The following is a 24,981-nucleotide window of genomic DNA, read 5'->3' as shown; positions in this document are numbered from 1 at the left end:
CGACGCGTCGAATGACGGGCCGCCTCGGCGGAGCTGCCCCGGATCATCGACGCCCTGCAGGCCGAGGCCCGGCAGGGCCCCTGCCTCGACGCCGTCGTCCGCGAGCGGATCGTCCCGGTGACGGGAACGGCGGCCGCGCCGCCGGGTGCCGATGCGGGCTCGGGGCTGCTCTGCTGGTAAACTGGGGATACTTGCCTGCGCAGGGCGGATCGGTTCCGCCAGTGAGATGCGCAGCCTGCGTCGCTAGAACGCATTCTTTTGTCCCGCATCCAGCTTCCGGAACCGGAAGCGCGGTGGACACTGTCTGACTTTTCTTCGGCGAACCCCCGCGCCGACCGGTGCCGGGGAAGATGAGAAGAAAGTTCCTGTACTTCACATGACTACTTTTGCTGCCCTCGGTGTGCCCAAAGCGCTGGTCGAGAACCTCTCCGCGCAGGGGATCACCGAACCTTTCCCCATCCAGGTCAAGTCCCTCCCGGACTCCCTGGCCGGGCGCGACGTCCTCGGACGCGGCCGCACCGGCTCGGGCAAGACCCTCGCCTTCGCGCTGCCGATGGTCACCCGCCTCGCCGAGCAGGAAGCGGCCTACCGCCGGAAGCCGGGGCGTCCGCTGGCGCTCGTGCTCGCCCCCACGCGTGAGCTCGCCACCCAGATCAACGCCACGGTCGAGCCGCTCGCCCGGGAGCTCGGCCTGAACACCACGGTGATCTACGGCGGTGTGTCCCAGCAGCGCCAGGAGAAGGCGCTCCGCGCCGGCGTCGACATCGTCATCGCCTGCCCCGGCCGCCTCGAGGACCTGATGCGCCAGAAGCTCATCTCGCTCGAGTCCGTCGAGGTCACCATCCTCGACGAGGCGGACCACATGGCCGACCTCGGTTTCCTCCCCGTCGTGAAGAAGCTCCTCGACACCACGCCGAAGGACGGCCAGCGCCTGCTCTTCTCGGCCACGCTCGACAACGGCGTGGACAAGGTGGTCAACCGCTACATGACCAACCCCGTCACCCACTCGGTCGACGATCCGCAGGCCGCGGTCACCACCATGGAGCACCACGTGCTCATGGTCGGCGACCAGACCCAGAAGAAGCAGCTCATCGTGCAGCTCGCCTCGGGCACCGGACGCCGCCTGCTGTTCATGCGGACCAAGCACCACGCCCGCAAGCTCGCCAAGACCCTGACCGACGCCGGCATCCCCGCCGTCGACCTCCACGGCAACCTCTCGCAGAACGCCCGGGACAGGAACCTGGCCGAGTTCTCCTCGGGCGACGTGCGTGTCCTGGTCGCCACGGACGTCGCCGCCCGTGGCGTGCACGTGGACGACGTCGAGCTCGTGGTCCACGTGGATCCGCCCACGGAGCACAAGGCGTACCTGCACCGCTCGGGCCGCACGGCCCGCGCGGGATCCTCGGGGACCGTGGTCACGATCACGCTGCCCGAGCAGAAGTCCGAGGTGCAGAAGCTGATGAAGGCCGCCGGGGTCGACGTCGCCTTCGAGACCGTCAAGGCGACCTCCCCGCTCGTCCAGTCCCTGATCGGCGACCTCGCAGACAAGATCGATCCCCGGACCCGGGCCGCGCTCCTCGCATCCCGCGAATCGGCGCGTGGCGAGGGCACCTCGACCGGAGCGAACGCCGAGCGCAAGCGCGCCCGCCGTGGCACGGCCGCCCCGGCTGCCGGAGGCCGTGGGGGACGGGGTGGACGCGGACGCGTCTCCGCCGAGCCCCAGTCCGCGCAGGGCAACCGCGCCGACCGCCGCAAGGACCAGCCGCAGGCTCCCCGCTTCGGGTCCGACGCCGGTGCAGCCCCGAAGACCGGTGGTTCACGCCGTCGGGCCGACGAGCCCCGCACCGCCTCGGAGACCTCGACGCGCAGCCGTCGTCCCGCCTCCGGCCAGCGCGTCGGCGACGCCGTCCGCAGGTCCGCCGCAGGAGCCCCCGCGGCAGGTGGCCAGCGGAGCCACGCGCCGTCGTCGGCCCCCCGGACCGAGGGCGCACGCCGCGCCGCCGGTGCCCGCAGGGCGAGCGCGCCCGCGTCGAACGACCGCCGCACCCGCTAGCAGCCCAGCCGCCCGACGCGGCGGCCCGGCACATCGAGGACCCCTACCCGGGAGGGTAGGGGTCCTTCCCGTTCCCGGGAGGGGTGCGTTGCCGCCGCGCGTACGGGACAATGGGCGGATGAGCGCAATCCTGAACGTCATCTGGCTTCTGTTCGGCGGCATCTGGCTCGCCCTGGGGTACTTCGCTGCGGGGATCATCTGCTGCCTGCTGATCGTGACCATCCCCTTCGGCGTCGCCTCGTTCAGGATCGGCATCTACGCACTGTGGCCCTTCGGCCAGACCGTCGTGAACCGGGGCGGGCCGACGAACGGCTTCACCGCGGTAGGGAACGTCATCTGGCTCCTCGTCGCGGGGATCTGGATCGCCATCGGCCACGTGCTCACGGCCATCCCGATGTTCGCAAGCATCATCGGCATCCCGCTGGGCATCGCCAACCTCAAGCTCATCCCGGTGTCCCTCGCACCGCTCGGCAAGGTGATCGTCCCGTCGTCGGGCACCTACCTGCCCACCTACCGCTGAGTCCCGCCGCCGGACACCCGGGTCAGGCGTCCGCGTCCAGTCGGGGCGTCCGGGGTGGTGCGACGCGCCGGGACGCGCCGGTGCGTTCGAACGCGGCAGCCAGTTCGAGCAGGCCGGTGTCGGCGTAGGCGGGTCCGGCGAAGGTCAGGCCGACCGGCATGCGGAGGTCGCCGAGCAGTCCCAGGGGTACGGTGACCGTCGGGATGCCCAGGTGGCGGGGGACGAGGTTGCCGTTGGACACCCAGACGCCGTTGCGCCAGGCGATGTCGGCGGACGCGGGATCCCGGTCGCTGTCCGCGGGCCCGATGTCCGCCGCCGCGGGGAAGACGACGGCGTCGAGGCGGTGCCGGTCCATCCACCGGTCGAGGTCCACCCGCCGTGTCTCCTCGAGTCCTCGCAGTCCCTCCTCGAGGTGCGGGATGTCCGTCAGTGCGTCGATGGCGTGCTCGCGGACGTGTGCCGGGTATCCGGTGATGTCGTCGTCGAACCCGGAATAGCGGTCCGGGAGGGCGCCCTCCGGCGGGGGGAAGATCACCGAGCCGTCGACGTCGGCGAGGCTGGAGAGCGTGGGGTCGTTGTTGGCCTGCAGGAAGTCGTGCCACGCCCACGAGGACAGGTCCGTGATCTCCCGGCGGAGGAAGTCCTCGCTGACGAGGCCGCGGGAGGAGATGGTCGGTGCTCCCGGACGGTCGCCCTCGTAGTTCGAGACGACGGGGAAGTCGACCTCGACCACGACCGCCCCCGCATCCTCGAGGTCGCGGCGGGCCGCCTCCCAGAGCGCGATGACCGACGGGCGCGTGGTGATGGCCTGGCCTGTCGGCCCGCCGATACCGGGTGCCTCGGCGGTCCCCGCGTCGGGGTCGGCGTTGATGTACATGCGGGGGACGCCGAGGCGTTTGCCGGCGAGGACCCGGCGCGCGTCGTCGATGCTGCCGGGGCGTAGCGCGGGGTAGGAGGCGGGGCGCAGTCCGGACGCCGGTGGTATCGGTATCCAGGGTTGTGCCCTCCAGAAATCCCCTCGTGTTTCGGTGTCGTCGGCGACGATGACGTCGAGGACCTCGAGGAGGTCGGCCATGGTCCGGGTGTGCGGGACGACGACGTCCATGGTGGGGACGAGGGGCCAGTTGCCGCGCACGGAGATGATCCCGCGGGACGGCGTGTAGGCGCACAATCCGTTGTTGGAGGCCGGTGCCCGGCCCGAGGACCAGGTCTCCTCGGCGAGGCCGAAGGCCGCGAAGCTCGCGGCCGTCGCGGTTCCCGAGCCGTTCGAGGATCCGGAGGCGAAGGCCGCGGTGAGGTAGCCGGCACTGTAGGGGCTCTCGGCCCGGCCGTAGAGTCCGCGCTGCATGCCCCCGTTGGCCATGGGTGGCATGTTGGTGAGGCCGATCAGGATCGCCCCGGCGCCGCGGAGGCGCTCGATGGTGAACGCGTCGCGTCGGGCGATCAGGTCCCGGAAGGCGGGTGAACCGGCCGCGACGGTGAGGCCCTCGACCTGGTAGCTGTCCTTCGCCGTGTAGGGGATGCCCTCCAGCGGGCCCAGCGCCCGGCCCTCGGCACGACGGCGGTCGGATGCGCGCGCCTCGTCCCGTGCGTCGGGATTCATCACGACGACGGAGTTCAGCCGGGGGCCGCCCTGGTCGAACGCCTCGATCCGGCGAAGGTAGCCGACGACGAGCTCCTCGCTGGTCGCCGTGCCTGTTGCGAGTGCGGTCCGCAGGTCGGCGATGCTCGCCTCCACCACGTCGAAGCCCATCAGGCACCACCCGCGCGGCAGGGGGCGGGTTGCTGCTGCGTGATGCAGTGGATGCCCCCGCCGAAGGCGAAGATGTCCCGGGCGTCGACGAGTTCGACGGCCCGGTCAGGGTATGCCTCCTGCAGGATCGCCGCGGCCACGGCGTCGTTCGGATCGTCGAAGGCGCAGAGCACCACCACGCCGTTGGCGACGTAGTGGTTGATGTAGGACCAGTCGACGATCCCGTCGTCGTGGGTGACGGTCGGTGCCGGCACCTCGATGATCGACAGTGGGCGCCCCCCGGCGTCGGTGGAGGATTCGAGGACGGCCCTGATCTCGCGGGTCACCTCATGGTCCGGGTGGCCTGCATCGTCCTGCCGGTGGACGAGGAGCGAGCCCGCCGGGGTGAACGCCGCGACGATGTCGACGTGCCCCCGGGTGCCGAACTCCCCGTAGTCCCGGGTCAGGCCCCGCGGGAGCCAGACGGCGTGGCGGGTGCCGAGCCGGGCATGGATCTCGCTCTCGACGGACTCCCTGGTCGCCCCGGGGTTGCGGCCCGGATCCAGCTGGACGGTCTCCGTCAGCAGCACGGTGCCGCGTCCGTCCACATGGAAGCCGCCGCCCTCGTTGACGAGTCCGCTGCCCAGGACCGGCACTCCGGCCAGGTCCGCCACCGTGCGTCCCACGTGCCGATCCCTGGCCCAGGCCGCCCAGTGCTGGGCACCCCACCCGTTGAACACCCAGTCGACACCGGCGACCGCGCCGTCCGGACCGTGGACGAAGGTGGGCCCGGAGTCGCGCAGCCACGCGTCGTCCAGCGGAGCCGATTCGACCGCGACGGCCCCTCCGAGGAGTGCCCTCGCCGTCTCGGTGTCCGCGGGATCGGCCAGGACCGTCACCGGCTCGTAGCGGGCGATGATCAGCGCGACGCGCGCCCAGGCATTCCGCGCCCGACGCAGGGTCGTGCTTCGTGCGGGACCGAACGTGTCGTTGGCCGGTGGGAAGGCCATCCAGGTGCGTTCGTGGGGCTCCCACTCCGCGGGCATCCTCTGCCTCCCGGTGTCGGTGGGCGCTTCGGCCGTGAGGGACGTGCTGTCGTGCTGTCGGGAGTTCACTGAAGTTCCTCTGGATCGGGGGGGGTGTCGGGACGGCGCCGGGGCTGCCGGGAGGCGCGTCAGTCGTCGAGGACGAGCGACGACGAGTCGCGCGTCAGCGTCCGGCCGCGGAAGAAGTCGGGGCTGCGCCGGTGGACGACGAGCATGACGACGGCGCCGGCCACGAGTATGCCGATGCCGATGACGAAGACGAGGCCGACACCGAGGATCTCCGATCCGCTGCCGAACGCCGGGTCCCAGCTGTCCACGGCGGTCTGGAGGAAGACGACGATGAGTCCGATCCCGCCGAGGAGGGGCGCGCAGAGCCGGTAGACCACGTTCCGGATGCTGCTGAACAGCGAGTCCCTGAAGTACCAGACGCAGGCGAGGGCGGTCAGTCCGTAGTAGAAGCAGATCATCAGGCCGAGCGCCTGGATGGTGTCGTTGAGGACGTTCTCACTGATGAGGCGCATCAGGACGTAGAACGCGGCCGAGACGGCGCCGGAGAAGACCGTCGCGTAGATCGGCGAGTTGAAGCGGGCACTGACTCCCGCGAACCGGCCGGGCAGGGCACGGTAGTAGCCCATGGCGAGCAGTGTGCGGGCGGGCGAGACGAAGGTCGACTGCAGCGACGCCCCGCAGCTCGAGAGGACGGCCAGCGACAGGAGGATCGCGAACGGGCCCATCACGGGGGCAGCGAGACCGGTGAACACGTTCTCGGAGTTGTCCGGGTTGTTCAGCCCGATCCCGGTGTCACCGATGCCGGCGAACATCACGGTGGCGATCGACCCGAGGAGGTAGATCACGAGGATGGCGACCGCTGCGACGGTGGCGGCCAGGCCCGACGTCCGGCGGCCGTCGGTGGCCTCCTCGCTCACGGTGAGGCAGACGTCCCAGCCCCAGAACGCGAAGATGGAGAGCGACAGGCCGGCGGCGAAGGCGGAGAAGCTCTCGATCCCGAACGGGTTGAACCACTCCCAGCTGAAGGCGAGGCCGGAGGCGTTGCCCGCCGCGATGCGCGCGAAGGCCTGGACCGTGTACCAGCCGAGGACGAGCAGCTGGAAGCCGACGAGGACGTACTGCACCGTGCGCGTGGTGCGGATGCCCCGGCAGGACACCCAGACCGCTGCCCCCATGAAGACCAGGCAGGTGGCGATGTTGACGGCCTTGTTCGAGGTCAGGTCGGCGAGCGATGGGTTCCCGGTGAGTTGCCCGAGGAACAGGTAGAAGAAGTCCACGGCCACGCCGGCCAGGTTGGACAGGACGATGATGTTCGCTGCGAGCAGGCCCCAGCCGCCCATCCACCCGACGAAGGGACCGAAGGCCTTCGTGACCCAGGTGAAGGTGGTCCCGCTGTCCGGCGAGTCGGCGTTGAGTTCCTTGTAGGCGAGGGCGACGAGGAACATCGGGATGAACCCGACGATGAAGATGGCCGGCAGGTGGACACCGACCTCGGCGACCGTGAGGCCCAGTGTGCTGGTCAGGACGTAGGCGGGGGCGATCGTCGAGATGCCGATGACGACGATGGCGAGCAGGCCGAGCTGGCCGCGGGCGAGGCCCTTCGGCGAGGTCGCTGTCGCGCCGGCGGAGCCGGCCCCGGAGGTCGCGGTCTGGCTGGGCGTTACGGGCACGATGGTCGGCCTTCCTCAGGAGGGCGGACGCGCCTCGTCATCGACGGGTCCACCGGGGGCGGGTAGGGCCGGGGGGTGTCCGACCGTCGGCGGGACGTGACCCGCACCTCAAAATGAATGGCATTCATTTACTCGGACAACTGTAGGGGGCGTCGTCGGCTTTGGGAAGGGGCGTGGCCCCGGCATCGGGTACGAACGACAGGAAGGGCCGCCACCGACGACGCGGTGACGGCCCTTCCGGTCCTGGAAGCTAGGACCCGTTGGCAGCGGAGGACCCGCTGGAACCGTTCATCCCGACCTTGTCCGCGTTCTTCAGCAGGTCGCCGAGCAGGGTGATGATGTCGAGTCCCGTCGTGTCCTTGACCAGCTGCGTGGTCTGGTGGACGCCGTTCGAGACGTTCTTGCTGAGCTGGCTCGCGCCGTCGTTCGAGACCACGGTCATGGTGTCGATCGCCGACATCGGGGCTGCGATCTCGCGGGCCATCGCCGGGAGGACCTCGAGGACCTTCGACAGGATGGCGGCCTGGTTGAACTTCTCGTAGGCCTCGGCCTGTGCCGCGATGCCGGCGGCCTCCGCCTTGCCGCGGGCCTCCGCGGACCCGGCCTCCGCCTCACCGCGGGACGCGATGACGGCTGCATCCGCACGGCCCCTGGCCTCGTTGATCGCTGCCTCGGCGGTGCCGCGTGCGGTGTTCGCCGCGGCGTCCGCCTCGGCCGCCACGCGGTCACCCTCGGCGACGAGCTTGCGGCGTGAGAGGTCCACGCGGGCCTCGATCTCGCTCGCCTCGGACGCGCGACGACGTTCCTCGAGTTTCGCGTCCGCCTGCTGGATGAGGCGGTACTTCTCGGCGTCGGCGGGCTTGCGCACCTCCGTGTCCAGTTCACGCTCCCGGAGTTCGGCACGCCGCTGGGCGACCTGCTGCTCCCGCATGATGACCTGCTCCTGCTGTTCGGCCTGCGCGAGCGGACCCGACGCGTCGGCACGCGCCTGGCGGGCGTCCGCCTCCTCCTTCAGCTCCGCGCGCCGGATGATCAGCTGCTGCTGCGCGAGGGCCACCTGCTCGTCGGACAGGGCGCGGGCCTGCTCGGACTCCTGCATGGAGCGCGCCTCGGCGATCTTGGCGTTGCGCTCGGCGAGGGCGGCCTCGGGCCGGCCGAGGTTCTTCAGGTACCCGGAGTCGTCGTCCACGGACTGGATCTGGAACGTGTCGATCTCCAGGCCCTGGTTGTGCATGGAGTGCTCCGCCTCCTCCTTGACGCTCTTGGCGAAGGTTGCCCGGTCCCGGATGATCGACTCGACCGTGAGGGTCCCCACGATGGAGCGCAGCGAGCCCGAGAGCGTCTCCTGCGTGTAGTGGTCGATGGCGTCCTGCTGGTTCAGGAAGCGCTGCGCCGCCTTCCGGACGGCGTCGGCGTCGCCGCCCACCTTGACCTGGGCGACGCCCGTCAGGTGCAGCTTGATGCCGTTCTTGGAGATGCCCTCGATGCGCAGGGACACCTGCCTCGAGGCGAGGGACAGGGGATAGGCGCGCTGCGAGAACGGGTTGATGAAGATACGGCCGAAGACGACGCGCTGGCTGTCGGGGTCCGGCTGCCCCTTGCTGTCCTTCGACGAGATGATGAGTGCCTGGTCCGGGCTGGCGATGTGCAGCGCCATGCGGGCGAGCACGATGGCGACGACGATGACGACGAGCAGTACCACCGCGCCGATGATGAGCGGGATGAACGTGAGATCCACTGCGACCCTTTCAACGGTCTTCGAATTGCCTCCGGCGCTCCTGTTGGGCGCCGGAGGATGATCAAGCTCCTGTCTTCACTGCGCTGATCCGACCCCCATGTCGTCGAAGTGGACGGCCCGCGGTCTTCGCGGCGGGCCGGTAGCTGTTAGGCGGCGGCTCCCGCGAGGAACGCCTGCATGAGGGGGCCGCCCGAGGTCGATCCCAGGTCGCCCTCCTCGACGAAGACGGCGACGGCGAGGTCGCCCTGCAGGGCGACCACCCAGGCGTGGGTGCGTGGCGGGGTCTCGCTGCCGAATTCCGCGGTGCCCGTCTTGGCCAGGACGGGTTCGCCCGGCACGTCCTCGAGGAGCTGCGCGCCGCCCTGGTCGACGACGGCGGCCATGAGCGTCTTGAGCGTCGTGGCCTCGGCGGCCGTGAGCGCGCTCGGCGTCGCCCCTTCGGAAGGTCCCGCAGGCGTCGACGGCGTGGCGTCGCCGGTCGGTGCCGGTGTCGCCGCTGCGCCCTCCGACCCGGGGTCCGGGGCCGTGGATTCGCCGGGTGCCAGGAGCGTGGGCGTGACGCGCGCACCGGCCCCGACGGAGGCGGCCATGGTGGCGAGCGAGAGGGGTGAGACGAGCACCTCGCCCTGGCCGATCATGGCGGCGGCGTGGGCGGTGCCCTCCGCCTCCGTCGGCACGGAGCCGAAGAACGCGGGCGTGCCGATGCTCGCCTCGACCCCGATGCCGAGGTCGGTGGCGGCTCCCGCGAGTTCCGTCTGGCCGATCCTGTCCCGCGCCGAGATGAACCCGGTGTTGCAGGACTGCGCGAAGGTCTCGAGGAGCGGGATGGTGCCGAGGAACTGGTCGGGGTAGGTGCTGGCGTTGTTGAACGTCCGGCCGTCCACCGTCACCTCCTCCGTGCACTCGGTGGGCGTCTCCGGGGTGAAGCCCTGCCGCAGGAGCGCGAGGCTCGTGGCCACCTTGAAGGTGGAGCCGGGCGGGTACTGGCCCAGGAGCGCGGTCTGCAGCCCGTCACTGCCCGGACCGTTGGCGGCCGCGAGGATCTCGCCCGTGCTGGGCCGGATGGCCACGATCGAGGACGCCGAGGGTTCCTCGGCGAGCACGTCCTCGCCGAGGCCCTGCAGGCGGGGATCGAGCGTGGTCGCGAGATCGTCGCCGTCCACGGCCGGCCGGGCGAACAGGCGCTGGGTGGGCGTGGCCGGCGTGTCGACCGGCGCGGCATGGACCTCCACGCCGGGCGTGCCGGCGAGCCGCGCGTTGTGCTGCAGCTGCAGGCCTCCGAGGCCTGTGATGTCCCCGGCCGCGATGGCGCCGTCGGACTGTTCCACGAGTTCCTCGGTCGCCTCGCCGACGCTGCCGAGCAGTTCGCGGGCGAAGGTGCGGGTCGGCGCGAGTTCCAGGGTGTCCGCCTGCCGCAGGGCGCCCGGGATGGCGTCGATCTGCGCGTTCGTGACGGTGCGGGTGGCGTCGTCGCGCAGCACGAGGGCCACCACGAAGGCCTCGGCGCCCGCTTCCGCGACCTGCTGTCCGTAGTCGGCGGCGTCGAGCTCGAGCAGAGCCGCGAGCGCCCGCGCGGACGCTGCCTGCTGGTCCGCGGGGACGAGCGTCTTGTCGATCCCGACCCGGAGGACGGGCCGCTGGGTGACGACGACCTCGCCGCGTGCCCCGGTGATGTCCCCGCGGTCGCCCGGGACACGGGTCAGCGTCAGCTTCTCCCGGGGCAGGAGGTCCGGGACGAACACCGACGGGTCCCAGGCGGCCTGCCAGACGTCCTCGACGCGTGTCAGGTCCACCGTCGTGCTGTAGGTCCAGTCGGAGTCGGTGGCGTCGAGGTCCCAGACGTAGTCGAGGGTCGCCGTCGCGCTGTCCTCGCCCGTCTCCTCGACGCCGGCCACCGTGACCTGCGGAGCCCCGGGCGTGAAGCCCCCGGTGATCGTGGCGAGCTCGCCCGTCACCGCTGACGCCTCGGCGGAGGCGAACGCCGACTCCCCGACGTCGAGCCGAGCGAGGCCCTCGGCCAGCGTGCGGGCCGCGTCGTCCGCCGTCGGGCGGGCGTCGGTGCAGGCCGCGAGGCTCAGGGCGAGGAGGGCGGTGGTCAGCACGGACGTGGCGCGGTGAAGTTTCCCCATACGGCTCATTATGTCCGAGGCGGCTGCTCCCGCCGGCTCCTCGGCCCGCCGCGGCGTCGCCAGGTCCCCGGTGGCCGGGAATTCCCGGACCTGTCACAAAGTTGAGTCGAGTACACTCAATGTGATCGCATTCCCCTGCGTGAGGACAGAAAGGATCCGCCCGTGGACACCAATTTCACCACCAAGAGCCGTGAGGTGCTGTCGGCTGCCGCCATGAATGCCTCCACGGCGGGCAACGCGCAGATCGAGACCCCGCACTTCCTCAAGGCGTTGCTCGACCAGCGGGAAGGCATCGCCGTCGCGCTCCTCAGGGCTGCCGGCACGGACCCCGACACCGTGAGTGTGCAGGCGAGCTCCGCGATCAGGGCCCTGCCGTCGTCGGCGGGCTCCTCCGTGGCGCAGCCGCAGTTCTCCCGCGGCGCCCTGCAGCTCGTCAACGCCGCCAAGGAGGAGGCCGAGACGCTGGGGGACCAGTTCGTCTCCACCGAACACCTCCTGCTGGCGCTCGCCTCCGACGGCGGAGCCGCGGGCGGTATCCTGCGGTCCGCCGGACTCACGCGGGAGGCCCTCGCCGCTGCGCTGCCCGGCGTGCGGGGAGACCGGCGCGTGACCTCGCCGGATCCCGAGAACACCTTCCAGGCCCTCGAGAAGTTCGGCGTCGACCTGACCGAGGTGGCCCGCAGCGGCAAGCTCGATCCTGTCATCGGCCGCGACGCGGAGATCCGCCGCGTGGTCCAGGTGCTCAGCCGCCGCACCAAGAACAACCCCGTCCTGATCGGCGAACCCGGCGTGGGCAAGACCGCCGTCGTCGAGGGCCTGGCCCAGCGCATGGTGGCCGGGGACGTCCCCGAGTCGCTCCGGGGGAAGCGGCTGATCAGCCTCGACCTCGGCTCCATGATCGCGGGCGCCAAGTACCGGGGGGAGTTCGAGGAGCGGCTGAAGGCCGTGCTCGAGGAGATCCGCTCGTCCGACGGCCAGGTGGTGACCTTCATCGACGAACTCCACACCGTGGTCGGCGCGGGCGCATCCGAGGGCTCGATGGATGCCGGCAACATGCTCAAGCCCATGCTGGCGCGGGGCGAGCTGCGGCTCATCGGCGCGACGACGCTGGACGAGTACCGCGAGAACGTGGAGAAGGATCCTGCACTGGAGCGCCGGTTCCAGCAGGTCTACGTCGGCGAGCCGTCGGTGACCGACACCGTCGGCATCCTGCGCGGCCTGAAGCAGCGCTACGAGGCGCACCACAAGGTGTCGATCGCCGACTCCGCGCTCGTCGCCGCCGCCACGCTGTCCTCCCGGTACATCCCGGGCCGGCAGCTCCCCGACAAGGCGATCGACCTCGTGGACGAGGCCGCCTCGCGCCTCCGCATGGAGATCGATTCCGCGCCGGTGGAGATCGACGAGCTGCGCCGCTCCCTCGAGCGGATGCGCATGGAGGAGATGGCGCTGTCCCGCGAGAAGGACGAAGCGTCCCTCGAGCGGCTGCAGGCCCTGCGTGCGGAGATGGCGGACCGCCAGGAGGAGCTCGACGGGCTGAACGCACGGTGGGAGGCCGAGAAGGCGGGCCTGAACCGCGTGGGCGACCTGAAGGCGTCCCTGGACGACCTGCGATCCCAGGCCGACCGCGCCCAGCGCGAGGGCGATCTCGAGACGGCGTCGCGCATCCTCTACGGCGAGATCCCGCAGGTGGAGCGGGAGCTGCGCGAGGCGCAGGCAGCGGAGGAGCAGACGGTCAGCGGGCCCGAACTGATGGTGGCGGAGGAGGTCACGGCGCAGGACATCGCCGAGGTCATCTCCGCCTGGACGGGTATTCCCGCCGGGCGCATGCTGCAGGGGGAGAGCGAGAAGCTGCTGCGCATGGAGGAGGTGATCGGCGCACGCCTGATCGGCCAGCAGAAGGCCGTCTCGGCGGTGTCCGACGCCGTCCGCCGTGCGCGGGCCGGCGTCTCCGACCCGAACCGCCCCACCGGGTCCTTCCTGTTCCTCGGCCCCACGGGCGTGGGCAAGACGGAGCTCGCGAAGGCGCTCGCGGACTTCCTGTTCGACGACGAGCGCGCCATGGTCCGCATCGACATGTCGGAATACTCCGAGAAGCACTCCGTGGCGCGCCTCGTCGGTGCGCCTCCGGGATACGTCGGCTACGAGGAGGGCGGGCAGCTCACCGAGGCGGTCCGGCGCCGCCCCTACAGCGTGGTGCTGTTCGACGAGGTGGAGAAGGCGCACCCCGAGGTCTTCGACCTGCTGCTGCAGGTGCTCGACGACGGGCGCCTCACCGACGGCCAGGGCCGCACGGTCGACTTCCGCAACGTCATCCTGGTCATGACCTCGAACCTCGGCTCGCAGTTCCTCGTGGACCCGTCGCTCGACGACGCGGCGAAACGCTCCGCCGTGATGTCCGCCGTCAACGCGAACTTCCGGCCCGAGTTCCTCAACCGGCTCGACGACGTCGTGGTGTTCGACCCGCTGAGCCTCGACGAGCTCTCGCGGATCGTCGACCTGCAGGTCAGGGCGCTGGGGGACCGGCTCCATGACCGTCGGCTCGAGCTCGACGTCAGCGAGGCCGCGAGCGAGTGGCTCGCCCTCACCGGGTTCGACCCGGCGTACGGGGCGCGCCCCCTCCGGCGGCTCGTGCAGCGCGAGATCGGCGACCGGCTGGCGCGGGGCATCCTCGCCGGGGAGATCGTCGACGGCGATACCGTCGTGGTCGACCGTCCGGAGCCGGACGCCGACGCCGGTCCGGACGCGGACGGCCTGCTGGTGCGCGCCGCACGGTAGGCCCCGGGAGCGACGCCGGAGGCCGGGAAGGGGAGGGACCCGGGGTTCCTCCCCTGCGTCGGTACCCGCGTCAGCCCGGTCAGGGGCCGAGCAGGCTCCGGCTCAGGGTGCCGCCGTCCTCGACGACGGCGAAGCAGTCCACCCGCCGGTCGCCGCCGGCCCAGGTCTCGGTCGTCGGAGTGGCGCGGAGGAGGGTGACCTGCACGTCGCCGCCGACCAGGTCCGGGTCGATGCCGGACGAGGCGGTGGCGCATGCCGCTTCCGCGCGCAGGCCGAGCTGGTCGCGGCCGGGGAACTCGGCGTCGTCCGGGTAGTTCTCGCTCGCCACGAGTTGCGCGTTGTGGGGCTCCGAGCAGTCCACCCGCGCGGCGTCCTCGGTGATGTCCGTGAAGCCGGCCAGGCATTCGCCCGCGGCGAGCGAGGACGGGTCGACGCGGTCCTCGTCGGTTCCGCCGAGGAGGGACACGAGGAGCCAGATGAGGAGTCCGACGAGCACGACGACGCCGCCGGTCACCAGCAGCAGCGGCAGGGCACTGCCCTTCGTCCGGCTCCTGTCCCGCAGCGGCAGCCCCTCGGCGGCGCCCGTCTCCCCGCCGGACGCCTGCGGCGCCCAGGCGGCGGTCGCGCCGTGGCTCTCCGGCTGGACGTCGGGAGAAGCGGCGGGGGTTCCGCTGTCTGCACCGGTTCCCCCGCGTCCGGCAGGTCCCGCGCCGTCCCCGGCCCTGTCTCCTGGACCGATGAAGGCCGGATCGGTGCCGGGGTAGAGGCCCGGGTGCCCGAGGCCCGGCTCGCCGCCCTCGGGTGGGAAGGCATACGGGCCGCCGATCGGGCCGCCGCCCGGGCCGCCGACCGGGCCCACGTCGCCGTCGCCGCCTGCACGGCCGATGTCGACCGTCGGTCCGACAGCAGTACTGCCGTCCCGGGCGTCCCCGGTCTGTCGGGATTCCTGGGTCACGTCACCGGCCACGCCGCCCGCGGGCGCAGTACCGTCCGGGGAGGCGCGGACGGCCGGGGTGTCCGCGGGCATCGGCCCGCCGACCAGCGTCCCGGTCCTCTCCGCCTCCGCAGCGACCGCCCGGGCTTCGGCGGCCGCCTCCTCGAGCGAGGCGGCCGCTGCGGTGTCGGTGCTGATCTGCGCCGGTTCGAGGGCCGGTTCCGCCAGGTCGAGGGCGTCGGGCGAGACCGACAGTTCCGGTTCGAGGGTGTCGAGGGAGACCTGGCCGTCATCGAGGACGACGTCATCGGGATCCACGACCGACGGGTCCTCCTGCAGTCCCGGCCCGTCCGACGCGGCATCGCGCGCGGACTCCCTCTGTGCCTGCTCCTCGTTGCTCATGGTGGGCCGCTGTCTCCTTGCATTCGTGATGGCTCGTGGCCGGGGCGCTCCGGCGTGGCTCCGACTCTATCCAAGATCGCTTTCGCGCGGAGCCGGGGCGGTGCGTTCCGTGGAGCGGGCTCGTCACGGCCGCGGAGGCCTGTACCCCGTCGACAGGAACCGGGCTCGGGTGCCGGTGAAAGCATGTAACCTATACTTACGACAATTTGACCAAATATTCCGGGGCCTCGCTGCAGCCTTGGGCCTCGCGCCCCAGTGACCACCTCCGGATCTAAGCACAAAGGGGGTCACGCCATGGGGCGCGGCCGTCAAAAGGCAAAAGCTACCAAGCAGGCCAGGGACATGAAGTACTTCAGTCCGGCCACTGACTATTCGGCACTGCAGCGAGAGCTCACAGGCCCGGGCAGTCGTGCTTCCACCCGGCGTACCGAACCTCTCGAGCCGGTCGAACCGGACTACTCGCAGTACGAGGACAAGTACGCCGACGAGGTCGACGACGACGGCGAGGAGAGCGGCTCCCGCCGCACCGGCTGACAGGTCCATCGTCCTTCCGCAGGCGCATCGGCCCGAAAGGGAGGGTGCGCCGTTCCGTGTGCCCGGAGCGGGAGGTCCTGCGGCCCGTCCCTGACGGATGCGCGGGTGCCGCCCGTCCCCCGTACAGGGCGCCGCATGCGCTCGGAGTCCTCAGGAGGGTGAGGCGAGCAGGGGCCGGAAGGCCAGTTCCGCGGCGCCGATCAGCAGGAGCTCCGGGCCGAGCGCGGCGCGGCTGACCTCCACCCCGCCCGCGAGCGACGCCGAGTTGACCGCTTCGCTGAGCAGGTCCCCGCGGAACCCGACGAGTGCTCCCAGGAAACCTCCGAGCACGATCAGGCGGGGATCGAAGATGTTGGTGAAGTCCACCAGCGCGACGGCGAGCAGCTCCAGCTGGCGCTCCGCCTCCGCCCGGACGGCCGCCCCCGGGTCGTCCGACAGCACCCGTTCGAGGGCCTCGATGCCGCCCCCGGCCTCGCCGGCGGCGTCGAGCAGCCGCTCCAGCCGCACCTCGGCGTCGAGGCACCCGGAGCGGCCGCAGTGGCAGGCAGCGCCGCCCGGACTGACGAGCGTGTGGCCCAGTTCCCCGCCGTAGCCGCGGCTCCCCACCAGTTGCGCCCCGCCGGTGACGATCCCGCCGCCGATGCCGCTGGCACTGCCGTTGAGGTACACCGCGTCGCTCACCCCGAGTGCCGCGCCGAAGATGCTCTCCGCGAGGGATCCGAGGGAGGCGTCGTTCGCGGCGACGACCGGGAGCCCGAGGGCCTGACTGAAGGGCCCGGTGAGGTCGGCGTCCCGCCAGCCCAGGTGCGGCGCGACGAGCACGCGTCCGGTGCCCGCGTTGACGAGGCCGGGCAGGGCGATACCGACGCCGAGGACCCGGTCGAGGCCGGCGAGGGTGGATCGGAGGTCCTCCACCGTGTCCCGCGTGAGCGCGACGGCGTCGTCGAGGGTCGGGATGCCGTGGGTCTCGCGACGGATGCGCTGGTGGACGTGCCCGCCGAGGCCGACCACGCCGACGGTCAGCGCATCGATGTCCGGGTTGACCGCGAGTACCGCCACACCCGGGTTCACCTGCACGATGGGGCTCGGGCGACCGACCCGGCCGCCGACGGCCGGCTCCGATTCACGCACCAGGTCCTTCTCGGTGAGGGCCTGCACGAGAGCCCCGACCGTGGACCGGTTGAAGCCGCTGCGCCGGGTCAGCTCGGACCGGGACAGGGGGCCGTTCCGGTGCACCATGGTCAGGATCTGGGACAGGTTCTGCGCACGGAGACCCTCGGTGCCGTTCGCCGTCCCGACTGATGACCGCACGGCCCGGATCCCCCTTCGTCATGCAGGAGCCCTCTGTGCGCCTGGTCGGACCTCCATCGTAACGAGACGCCGGTCGGGCGTGACTCAGGCCCGCTGGCCGATCGGGCCGTCCACCGTCAGCACGCCGTCCGAGGGCGGGGACGTGCTCTGGCGCACCACGAGACTCGTCGCGAGGTCGAGCCGCAGGTTGTCGGGGCGGTGCCCGTCGCGCAGGCGCAGGACCATGCGGGTGGCTTCCTCGGCCATCTGGATGAGCGGCTGGTGGACGGTGGTGAGGGCGGGGCTCGACCACTGCGCGACCGGCAGGTCGTCGTACCCCACGATCGAGAGTTCCTCGGGAACGCGGAGCCCGATCTGGCGGGCGGCGTCGAGCACGCCCAGGGCCTGGAGGTCGCTGCCGGCGAAGATCGCGGTGGGCGGACGGGGGCCGCGCAGCAGGGAGAAGGCGTGGTCGCGTCCGCCGTCCACGTGGAAGTTCCCGAACCTGATGAACGACGGGTCGATCGGCAGGGACGCCATGTTCATGGCCGAGCGGTATCCGTCGATCCTCGCCAGGGAGCACATCATGTCCTCCGGCCCGCTGATCGCCGCGATGCGCGTGTGGCCGAGGTCGATCAGGTGCCGCGTCGCCATCATCCCGCCGGACCAGTTGGCGGACCCCACCGAGGGGACATCGGGGGAGGGGTCGCCCGCAGGGTCGATGATGACGAACGGGATGGACCGTGCGTCGAGCTTGGCTCGGAAGTCCTGGGGCAGTTCCGAGAACACGAGGACGACGCCGGCGGGGCGTCTCGACATGACGCCCTCGATCCACTCCAGTCCGGGGGCGTGGCGCGAGCCGGTCTCCGTGAGGACGACGCTCAGGCCGTGGCTGCGGGCGACGTTCTCCACGCCGCGGATGAGTTCGAGCGCCCACGCGCTCTCCAGTTCGTGGAACACGAGTTCCACCAGGCCCGCCTTGGCGGTGGAGACCTTGCGCCGCCGGTAGCCGTGTTCCTCGAGGAGCTCCTCAACTTTCGCCCGTGTTGTCGGCGACACGTCGGTGCGACCGTTGAGCACCTTGGAGATGGTGGAGAGGGACACCCCTGCTTTCGCGGCGAGCTGGGCGAGAGTGACGCGCGGTTCGTCCGCCGGAATCGACATGAGCGATAGCTTACCCCCGCGCATTCGCGGCGTAGCGGACGCCGTTCGTCGCGAAATGTGACCGGCTGCACACTCGGCCTTGCGCTGGCGGAGGACTGCTACATACACTCGACGCATTACAACACTTTCGATCTTATGGTCGAAACTTTCGAGAGGCGTTCAACGATGAACAACCGAACCTGGATGTCCCGCGGTCTCGCGGGGACCGCGGTCATGATGCTCGGCCTCACCCTCGCCGGATGCGGCGGAGGGGGTGGCGACGCGTCGAGCCGGCCCGAGAACGAGCTGCACGTGGCCGTGTACGGCGACGCGAGCAACAAGGTCGAGGAGGCGATGGTAGCGAAGTTCAACGAGACGTCGGACGTGAAGGTCGTGCTCGACACGATCCCCGGCGCCGACTACCAGACGAAGCTGCAGACCATCATCGACACCGATTCTGCTCCCGACGTCTTCTTCAACTGGGGCGGTGGAAGCATCGCGAACTTCGTGAAGGCCGACCTGCTGCTGCCTCTCGACGACTTCATCGAGGAGGACCCGAAGCTCAAGGACGCCTTCCTGCCCTCGGTCTTCGAGACGGCCGAGATCGACGGCAAGAGCTACGGTGTCCCGATGCGCGGTACCCAGCCCGTGATGCTCTTCAGCAACTCCGAGGTGCTGAAGCAGGCGGGCATCGACGCGCCTCCCGCCACGTGGGACGAACTGCTGGAGGACGTCGAGAGGCTGAAGGCGGCCGGCGTGACCCCGATCGCGCTCGGCGGCGCGGACCAGTGGCCCACCCAGATGTGGTTCCAGTACGTGTTCGACCGCGTGGCAGGCGAGGGCCTCTTCCAGGCCGCGCTCGACGGCGACACCGAGGTGTGGGACTCCGAGGAGAGCCGCGAGGCGCTCGGCAAGCTGCGCGAGCTGATCGACGCCGGCGCCTTCGGCACCAACTTCGACTCCGTCAAGTTCACCGACGGCGGTTCGCCCACCCTGCTCTCGAGCGGCCGTGCCGGCTTCGAGCTCATGGGTTCCTGGGCCTACGCGACCCACCTGGACGCCGACCCCGAGTTCGCGGAGAACGTGCTCAGCTACAGCGAGTTCCCGGAGATCGAGGGTGGCAAGGGCGACCCCCACAACCTGGCCGGCAACACGAACAACTTCTACTCGGTCCACAAGGACACCCGGTATCCCGAGGAGGCAGCCGAGTTCCTGAAGCTCATGTACTCGGACGAGTTCGTGCAGGAGCAGATCGCCATCGGCAACCTGCCCACCACCACCAACACGGAGGAGTTCCTCGACGAGGCCTCCAACCCCGAGTATGCGAAGTACCAGTTCGACCTCGTGAAGGACGCGCCCAACTTCCAGCTCTCCTGGGACCAGGCGTACCCGCCCGAGGCGACCGTCACCATCCACACCGCCGTGTCCCAGTTCTTCAGCGGCCAGATCGATGAAGACGGCTTCATCAAGGCGATGCAGGGACTGTAGGACCAACCATGACAACGCTTGCAACCCGCAGGCAGGCAGGGCCGGGCGGCTCCACCGAGAGCCGCCCGGCCCGCTCGGGCGCCTCCTCCGTGGGGCGCCCCGGCTTCGCCTGGGCCCTGCCCGCCACCATCTTCTTCGCGCTCTTCGCGCTCGTGCCGCTGGCCGCGGTCGCCGTCCTGTCCTTCACCTCGTGGAGCGGCCTCGGTGATCCGGAGTTCGTGGGGTTCGAGAACTGGGAGACGCTCGTCGCCGATCCCGTGATGCTCAAGAGCCTCTGGCTCAGCCTGCTGTTCATCGTGCTCGGCGTGGTGACGCAGACGCCGCTGAGCATCCTGCTCGGCGTCTGGGCTGCGGGTCACCAGCGCAATCGTGCCGTCCTCAGCGCCATCTACTTCATCCCGCTGCTGCTGTCCTCGGCCGCCATCTCGGTGCTGTGGCGGGCTCTGCTCGATCCGAACTTCGGCCTCCCGGGGCAGCTGCCCTGGCTCTTCGGTGACGGCAATCTGCTCGGCACGCAGGCCGGCGCCATCGGCGTCCTCATCTTCGTGGGCATGTGGCAGTTCACGCCCTTCCACACCCTCATCTACCAGGGTGCCGCCAAGGGCATCCCGACCGTGCTCTACCAGGCCGCGTCGATCGACGGCGCGGGCACGGTGCGGCAGTTCTTCTCCATCACCCTGCCGCAGCTGCGCAACACGGCGATCACCTCGATCATCCTGATGGTGGTCGGCGGCCTGACGACCTTCGAGACCGTGCTCATCCTGACCAACGGCGGACCCGGGACGGACACCACCATCACCGCCTTCTACATGTACCAGGAGGCGTTCCAGAGCTTCGACTTCGGCGTCGGCAGCGCGATCGCCCTCGTGCTCGTCGTCGTCGCGACCCTGATCTCCCTCGTGGTGGTCAAGGTGTCCGGCTACGACAAGATGAACAGCTCGCTGGAAGGCCTGTGATGAAGACCCGCCCCAACTACGCTGCCGGTGTCGGCTCCTTCATCTGGCTGCTGATCGTCGCCATCCCGCTGTACGTGATGCTCTCGGGCACGTTCCAGACGCGGGAGGAGTTCGGCGACAACGGCCCCCTGTCCTTCCCCACGAGCTTCACGCTGCAGAACTACGCGGACGCGATCACGAGCGGCTTCGGCCGGTACTTCCTCAACACCGTCGTGGTGACCGTAGGCGTCGTCGCCATCGTCCTGCTGCTCGTCCCGCCGCTCAGCTACGCGATCGTGCGCAGCCGGAGCAGAGGAGCGTCCTTCGTGTTCCGCTTCTTCCTCCTGGGCCTCGCCATCCCCGCGCAGGCGGTGATCGTGCCGGTGTTCTACCTGATCAACGCCGTGGGACTGTACGACAACCTGCTCGGCATCATCCTGCCCACCGCCGCGTTCGCGCTGCCCATCTGCACGCTGATCCTCAGCGGGACCATGCGCGACATCACGGGTGAGCTGTACGAGGCGATGGCCATGGACGGGGCGAGCCCGGCCCGGGCGTTCTTCCGCCTGGTGCTGCCCCTGTCCAAGGGCGGCATCTCGACGATCGCCGTCTTCTCCGCACTGCAGGCGTGGAACGGCTTCCTGTTCCCGCTGATCCTCACCCAGTCCGAGAGCACCCGCGTGGTGACGCTCGGCCTCTTCAACTTCCAGACGCAGTACGGCATCAACATCCCGGGGCTGCTCGCCGCGGTCACGCTCTCCATGGTGCCCGTCCTGCTCGTCTACCTCTTCGCGCGACGCGCGCTTGTCCAGGGCCTCATGGGCGCTGGCGGAAAGTGATCATGACTGAGACAACACTGAACGACGCCCCCTGGCGGGACCGCGGCGCCGCACCCGAGGACCGCGTCGAGGCGCTGGTCGCCGAGATGACCCTCCGGGAGAAGGTCGCCCAACTGGTCGGCGTGTGGGTCGGCGCCAACACCGAGGGCGGCGAGGTCGCCCCGCACCAGCACGAGATGAACGACGCCGTGGATCTCGACGAGCTCCTGCCCCACGGCCTCGGCCAGCTGACGCGCCCCTTCGGGACGGCACCGGTCGAGCCCGGCCTGGGTGCGCTGTCACTGCAGCGGACCCAGGAACGCATCGCCGCGGCCAACCGCTTCGGCATCCCCGCCCTCGTCCACGAGGAGTGCCTCGCCGGCTTCGCCGCGTGGAAGGCGACGGCGTACCCGGTGCCCCTCGCCTGGGGCGCCACCTTCGACCCTGACCTCGTGCGGACGATGTCCGCCGCGATCGGCGCGGACCTCCGCTCGGTGGGGGTCCACCAGGGCCTCGCCCCCGTGCTCGACGTGGTGCGGGACGCCCGCTGGGGCAGGGTCGAGGAGACCATCGGCGAGGACCCCTACCTGATCGGGACGGTCGCGACGGCGTACGTGCAGGGACTCGAGCAGGCAGGCGTCGTCGCGACGCTGAAGCACTTCGTCGGGTACTCGGCGTCGAAGGCGGGCCGCAACCTCGCGCCCGTCTCGATCGGGGAGCGGGAGCGCGCCGATGTGCTCCTCCCGCCGTTCGAGATGGCCGTCCGCGAATCCGGTGTCCGCTCCGTCATGCACGCCTACACGGACATCGACGGCGTACCCACGGCGGCCGACGCCTCGCTCCTGACCTCACTGCTCCGCGACACCTGGGGTTTCGACGGCACGGTGGTCGCCGACTACTTCGGCATCGCGTTCCTCAAGGAGCTCCACCGCGTCGCAGCGACCCTCGGTGAGGCCGCCGCCGCAGCGCTCACCGCCGGCGTCGACGTCGAGCTGCCCACCGTGCACACCTTCGGGGACCACCTCATCGCCGAGATCGACGGCGGACGCCTCGACGAGGACCTCGTCGACCGGGCACTGCGCCGCGTGCTGCGGCAGAAACTGGACCTGGGACTGCTCGACGCGGACTGGTCCGCCGTGCCGTCGGCGCTCGCGGGGGGCGGGGCGCCCCGGGTCGACCTCGATCCCGCGAGCAATCGGGACATCGCACGCCGACTGGCCGAGCAGTCCATCGTCCTGGTGGGCAACGCGGGCATCCTCCCCCTGGCGGGGACGCCGCGCATCGCGCTGATCGGGCCCAACGCCGACACCCACCGCGCCTTCCTGGGCTGCTACTCGTTCCCGGCGCACGTCGGCGAGCAGCACCCCGAGATCGAGCTGGGGCTCCGGATCCCCACCCTCGCGGAGGCGCTGCGGGAGGAGTTCGCCGGCAGCGAGATCACCACGGCCGCCGGCTGCACGATCGACGGCAGCGCGACGACCGGCTTCGACGAGGCACTCGCCGTCGCGCGCGGGTCGGACGTCGTCGTCGCCGTCCTCGGGGACCGGGCCGGACTCTTCGGCCGGGGGACCAGCGGCGAGGGATGCGATGCCGAGTCGCTCGACCTGCCGGGCGTCCAGCAGCAACTCCTCGAGGGACTGCTCGCCACCGGGAAGCCCGTCGTCGTCGTGCTCCTCACGGGACGCCCGTACGCGCTCGGTGCCGCGGCGAGCGGGGCGGCGGCGATCGTCCAGGGCTTCTTCCCGGGTGAGGAGGGTGCCGGCGCCGTCGCCGGAGTGCTCAGCGGGCGGATCAACCCCGCAGGGCGCCTCCCGGTCAGCATCCCCGGGTCACCGGGCGCCCAGCCGTCCACCTACCTCGCGGCGCCCCTGGCGCAGTCCAGCGGGGTGTCCAACATCGACCCGACGGCCGCGTTCCCCTTCGGGCACGGCCTCGGCTACACGCACTTCACGTGGACCGACGCGGCATCGGGGGCGGAGGCCTTCGCCACGGACGGCGAGATCGGGCTCGAGGTCACGGTGACGAACGCGGGGGAGCGCGACGGCGTCGAGGTGGTGCAGGTGTACCTGCACGATCCCGTGGCGTCGGTCGTGCGACCCGTGCAGCGGCTGGTCGGCTACGCGCGGGTTCCGCTCGCGGCCGGGTCCTCCGCTCGCGTCTCCTTCGTCGTGCCGGCGGACGTCGCGTCCTTCACGGGCCGCGACGGCTCACGGATCGTGGAGCCGGGCGCCCTCGAACTGCGCCTCGGAGCGTCGAGCGGTGACATCCGGGCTGCCCTGCCGCTCACCCTGACCGGGGCCGTCCGGCGCGTCGACCACACCCGGCGGCTGCACTGCGACGTGCGGGTCACGGCGCTCTGACGGAGCCCCGACGCCGCTCGGACGGCGTGCGAGCGGCGTCCCCCACGCCGCCGACCACCTACCTGGGCGAGGATGCCCGGGACGAGGGTGACGCACCGAAGGGCGCGCCGTGATCGGCGCGCCCTTCGGTCGAGCGGTGTCGGTCGAACGGTGTCGACCGGCGGGTCAGCGGCGGGTGCCGTCGCCCTCGGTCTCGATGCGCTCTTCCCGTACCTGCTCGTTGACGGTCTGCTGCTCGGTGACCGTCTCCTTGTCGAGGCGGACGCGCTCCACGGGAACGGCCTCCTTCTCCACGACGGGACGCTCCTCGGTCAGGACCACCTCGTGCTCCTCCTCGCTGATGGCGGGGCCGTCCAGGGCGTCGCCGCGGTTGGCATCCGTGATCGGCTCGCGCTCGACGCGGACCTCCTCGTGGCTCACCGGGACGGTCTGGCTGACGTTCTCGGTCACGACGTGCTTGCGCAGGCGCGCCCTGCCGGCCTCGTGCGTCTCGGTGCCGACGCGGAGCTCCTCCTTGGAGCGCGTCATGGCGTCGTCGGTCGTCGGGCCCGAGGTGTCGTGACCCACGACTCCGCGGCTCTCCGAACGGTCCACCTTCTCGTCCCCGGGCTGGAAGCCGGGGGCTTCGCGGCCCCGGTCGGACGTCGTGTCCGTCGTGGTCGTCGTCGTGCCGGATCCGAGGCTGTAGTGCCGGTACAGGCGCTCCTCCTCCTCCGGGCTCAGGTGGCCGTCACGCTCGACGGACGGGGCGTCCTTCACGAGGTCCTTGGAGTAGGGGACGCGGAGGTCGTTGCCGTCCGCGGAGGCGTCCTGCAGCGGCACGAAGGTCTCCTTCGTGCCGAAGAGTCCCGTGTTGACGGTGACCCAGCTGGGCTGCCCGGTGCTGTCGTCGACATACAGCTCGCCGATCGAGCCGAGCTTGTCGCCGTCGTTGGTGTAGACCGTGCCCTTGCCGCCGGTGAGGCGGTCGAGATCCTGTGAGGTGATCATGTAGTGCTCCTAGCATGTGCAACCGTGACCGTGCAGCGGGGGACTGCACTCCCGCCTCACTGTAGGCAAGCCACAAACACATAACAAGCCTCCTTACTACTTTCCGCGTCGGGGAGCTCCTGCCCTGTGGCGGTCCGCAGCGCTCCCGGCCCCGGCCTGACGCGGAAGGGCAGGCCCGAACGCTGCAATCTTGCACACCGGGCAAAACAATCAGGTTGCGGTCACGACCCGGGCGGAGTCACGGTAGTAAGCAGACTGATCATTGTCGTCCGACAGCATTCGCTGCGGAGGGCGCGGTGATCCACCGACCGAGGAGCAGCATCATGGCATCAGAGAATACCTCCGGGGCGAGTACGCCGAGGAGCAGGCGCAACGACGTCGTCGCGGCGGAGAAGGAACGCTTCGGCGGCATCAA

The 24,981-nt window shown here is 70.7% G+C and carries 17 protein-coding genes; 8 read left to right on the top strand and 9 right to left on the bottom strand.

The genetic code is table 11. The features are described 5' to 3' along the window. Positions 1 to 376: 376 nt before the first annotated feature. Complete coding sequence (locus CXQ97_RS16090) at positions 377 to 2,053, top strand: DEAD/DEAH box helicase (protein WP_104181900.1); 1,677 nt, start codon at positions 377 to 379, stop codon at positions 2,051 to 2,053. Positions 2,054 to 2,171: 118 nt separating this feature from the next. Then, on the top strand, positions 2,172 to 2,573 hold the full coding sequence (locus CXQ97_RS16085) for a YccF domain-containing protein (protein WP_104181899.1): 402 nt from the start codon (positions 2,172 to 2,174) through the stop codon (positions 2,571 to 2,573). Positions 2,574 to 2,595: 22 nt separating this feature from the next. Here CXQ97_RS16085 and CXQ97_RS16080 read toward each other — a convergent pair whose 3' ends face one another. The 5 genes from CXQ97_RS16080 to CXQ97_RS16060 all read right to left on the bottom strand — a co-directional run bounded on the left by CXQ97_RS16080 (position 2,596) and on the right by CXQ97_RS16060 (position 10,897). Further along, complete coding sequence (locus CXQ97_RS16080) at positions 2,596 to 4,326, bottom strand: amidase (protein WP_104181898.1); 1,731 nt, start codon at positions 4,324 to 4,326, stop codon at positions 2,596 to 2,598. Next, positions 4,326 to 5,351, bottom strand: a complete 1,026-nt coding sequence (locus CXQ97_RS16075; RefSeq protein WP_104181933.1) for an agmatine/peptidylarginine deiminase — start codon at positions 5,349 to 5,351, stop codon at positions 4,326 to 4,328. Before CXQ97_RS16075 ends, CXQ97_RS16080 begins: the two co-directional genes overlap by 1 nt. A 128-nt stretch (positions 5,352 to 5,479) precedes the next feature. Beyond that, the gene (locus tag CXQ97_RS16070; RefSeq protein WP_104181897.1) at positions 5,480 to 7,030 is read right to left on the bottom strand and encodes an APC family permease; all 1,551 of its coding nucleotides are present in this window, start codon (positions 7,028 to 7,030) and stop codon (positions 5,480 to 5,482) included. A gap of 250 nt (positions 7,031 to 7,280) precedes the next feature. Further along, positions 7,281 to 8,768: a flotillin family protein gene (locus CXQ97_RS16065; RefSeq protein WP_104181896.1), complete on the bottom strand. Its 1,488-nt coding sequence runs from the start codon at positions 8,766 to 8,768 to the stop codon at positions 7,281 to 7,283. Positions 8,769 to 8,914: 146 nt separating this feature from the next. After that, positions 8,915 to 10,897 carry a penicillin-binding transpeptidase domain-containing protein gene (locus tag CXQ97_RS16060; protein WP_104181895.1) on the bottom strand — a complete coding sequence of 661 codons (1,983 nt, stop codon included), beginning with the start codon at positions 10,895 to 10,897 and terminating at the stop codon, positions 8,915 to 8,917. A 162-nt stretch (positions 10,898 to 11,059) separates the two neighbouring features. Here CXQ97_RS16060 and clpB point away from each other — a divergent pair, with 162 nt between their 5' ends. After that, positions 11,060 to 13,672 (top strand): ATP-dependent chaperone ClpB, encoded by a 2,613-nt coding sequence (gene clpB, locus CXQ97_RS16055; RefSeq protein ID WP_104181894.1) that lies wholly within the window; start codon positions 11,060 to 11,062, stop codon positions 13,670 to 13,672. 79 nt (positions 13,673 to 13,751) lie between these two features. Here clpB and CXQ97_RS16050 read toward each other — a convergent pair whose 3' ends face one another. Continuing rightward, on the bottom strand, positions 13,752 to 15,008 hold the full coding sequence (locus tag CXQ97_RS16050; RefSeq protein ID WP_104181893.1) for a septum formation family protein: 1,257 nt from the start codon (positions 15,006 to 15,008) through the stop codon (positions 13,752 to 13,754). A 294-nt stretch (positions 15,009 to 15,302) separates the two neighbouring features. Between CXQ97_RS16050 and CXQ97_RS16045 the strand changes: the two genes are divergently transcribed. Further along, positions 15,303 to 15,542, top strand: coding sequence for a DUF3073 domain-containing protein (locus tag CXQ97_RS16045; protein ID WP_104181892.1), 240 nt, complete (start codon positions 15,303 to 15,305; stop codon positions 15,540 to 15,542). 150 nt (positions 15,543 to 15,692) lie between these two features. On the opposite strand, the gene CXQ97_RS16040 is transcribed toward CXQ97_RS16045, so the two are convergent. Further along, a complete protein-coding gene (locus tag CXQ97_RS16040) occupies positions 15,693 to 16,853 on the bottom strand; it encodes an ROK family transcriptional regulator (RefSeq protein ID WP_258062671.1) in 1,161 nt (386 codons plus the stop codon). An 84-nt stretch (positions 16,854 to 16,937) separates the two neighbouring features. Then, complete coding sequence (locus CXQ97_RS16035) at positions 16,938 to 17,996, bottom strand: LacI family DNA-binding transcriptional regulator (protein ID WP_219815446.1); 1,059 nt, start codon at positions 17,994 to 17,996, stop codon at positions 16,938 to 16,940. Between the two features lie 165 nt (positions 17,997 to 18,161). Between CXQ97_RS16035 and CXQ97_RS16030 the strand changes: the two genes are divergently transcribed. From CXQ97_RS16030 to CXQ97_RS16015, 4 genes are read left to right on the top strand one after another with little or no spacing between them, the layout of a single operon-like run. Then, positions 18,162 to 19,463: an extracellular solute-binding protein gene (locus CXQ97_RS16030; protein ID WP_104181890.1), complete on the top strand. Its 1,302-nt coding sequence runs from the start codon at positions 18,162 to 18,164 to the stop codon at positions 19,461 to 19,463. An 8-nt stretch (positions 19,464 to 19,471) separates the two neighbouring features. After that, complete coding sequence (locus tag CXQ97_RS16025; RefSeq protein WP_104181889.1) at positions 19,472 to 20,419, top strand: carbohydrate ABC transporter permease; 948 nt, start codon at positions 19,472 to 19,474, stop codon at positions 20,417 to 20,419. After that, positions 20,419 to 21,237 (top strand): carbohydrate ABC transporter permease, encoded by an 819-nt coding sequence (locus tag CXQ97_RS16020; protein ID WP_104181888.1) that lies wholly within the window; start codon positions 20,419 to 20,421, stop codon positions 21,235 to 21,237. Before CXQ97_RS16025 ends, CXQ97_RS16020 begins: the two co-directional genes overlap by 1 nt. Positions 21,238 to 21,239: 2 nt before the next feature. Further along, positions 21,240 to 23,576: a glycoside hydrolase family 3 N-terminal domain-containing protein gene (locus CXQ97_RS16015; RefSeq protein WP_104181887.1), complete on the top strand. Its 2,337-nt coding sequence runs from the start codon at positions 21,240 to 21,242 to the stop codon at positions 23,574 to 23,576. Between the two features lie 165 nt (positions 23,577 to 23,741). On the opposite strand, the gene CXQ97_RS16010 is transcribed toward CXQ97_RS16015, so the two are convergent. Beyond that, on the bottom strand, positions 23,742 to 24,566 hold the full coding sequence (locus tag CXQ97_RS16010; protein WP_104181886.1) for a DUF2382 domain-containing protein: 825 nt from the start codon (positions 24,564 to 24,566) through the stop codon (positions 23,742 to 23,744). Between the last annotated feature and the right edge of the window lie 415 nt (positions 24,567 to 24,981).

Source organism: Arthrobacter sp. B0490 (assembly GCF_002929355.1).
In the GTDB taxonomy this organism is placed as follows: Bacteria; Actinomycetota; Actinomycetes; order Actinomycetales; family Micrococcaceae; genus Arthrobacter_D.
Note: the sequence above shows the minus strand (reverse complement) of the source record. Positions and strands in the feature narration are given on the sequence as shown.

What these genes read in the sequence shown, in the direction of transcription:
- CXQ97_RS16090 (WP_104181900.1), top strand. Translation starts at nt 377, where the DNA reads ATGACTACTTTTGCTGCCCTCGGTGTGCCCAAAGCGCTGGTCGAGAAC.
- CXQ97_RS16085 (WP_104181899.1), top strand. Translation starts at nt 2,172, where the DNA reads ATGAGCGCAATCCTGAACGTCATCTGGCTTCTGTTCGGCGGCATCTGG.
- CXQ97_RS16080 (WP_104181898.1), bottom strand. Translation starts at nt 4,326, where the DNA reads ATGGGCTTCGACGTGGTGGAGGCGAGCATCGCCGACCTGCGGACCGCA.
- CXQ97_RS16075 (WP_104181933.1), bottom strand. Translation starts at nt 5,351, where the DNA reads ATGCCCGCGGAGTGGGAGCCCCACGAACGCACCTGGATGGCCTTCCCA.
- CXQ97_RS16060 (WP_104181895.1), bottom strand. Translation starts at nt 10,897, where the DNA reads ATGGGGAAACTTCACCGCGCCACGTCCGTGCTGACCACCGCCCTCCTC.
- CXQ97_RS16050 (WP_104181893.1), bottom strand. Translation starts at nt 15,008, where the DNA reads ATGAGCAACGAGGAGCAGGCACAGAGGGAGTCCGCGCGCGATGCCGCG.
- CXQ97_RS16045 (WP_104181892.1), top strand. Translation starts at nt 15,303, where the DNA reads ATGGGGCGCGGCCGTCAAAAGGCAAAAGCTACCAAGCAGGCCAGGGAC.
- CXQ97_RS16035 (WP_219815446.1), bottom strand. Translation starts at nt 17,996, where the DNA reads ATGTCGATTCCGGCGGACGAACCGCGCGTCACTCTCGCCCAGCTCGCC.
- CXQ97_RS16030 (WP_104181890.1), top strand. Translation starts at nt 18,162, where the DNA reads ATGAACAACCGAACCTGGATGTCCCGCGGTCTCGCGGGGACCGCGGTC.
- CXQ97_RS16025 (WP_104181889.1), top strand. Translation starts at nt 19,472, where the DNA reads ATGACAACGCTTGCAACCCGCAGGCAGGCAGGGCCGGGCGGCTCCACC.
- CXQ97_RS16020 (WP_104181888.1), top strand. Translation starts at nt 20,419, where the DNA reads ATGAAGACCCGCCCCAACTACGCTGCCGGTGTCGGCTCCTTCATCTGG.
- CXQ97_RS16015 (WP_104181887.1), top strand. Translation starts at nt 21,240, where the DNA reads ATGACTGAGACAACACTGAACGACGCCCCCTGGCGGGACCGCGGCGCC.
- CXQ97_RS16010 (WP_104181886.1), bottom strand. Translation starts at nt 24,566, where the DNA reads ATGATCACCTCACAGGATCTCGACCGCCTCACCGGCGGCAAGGGCACG.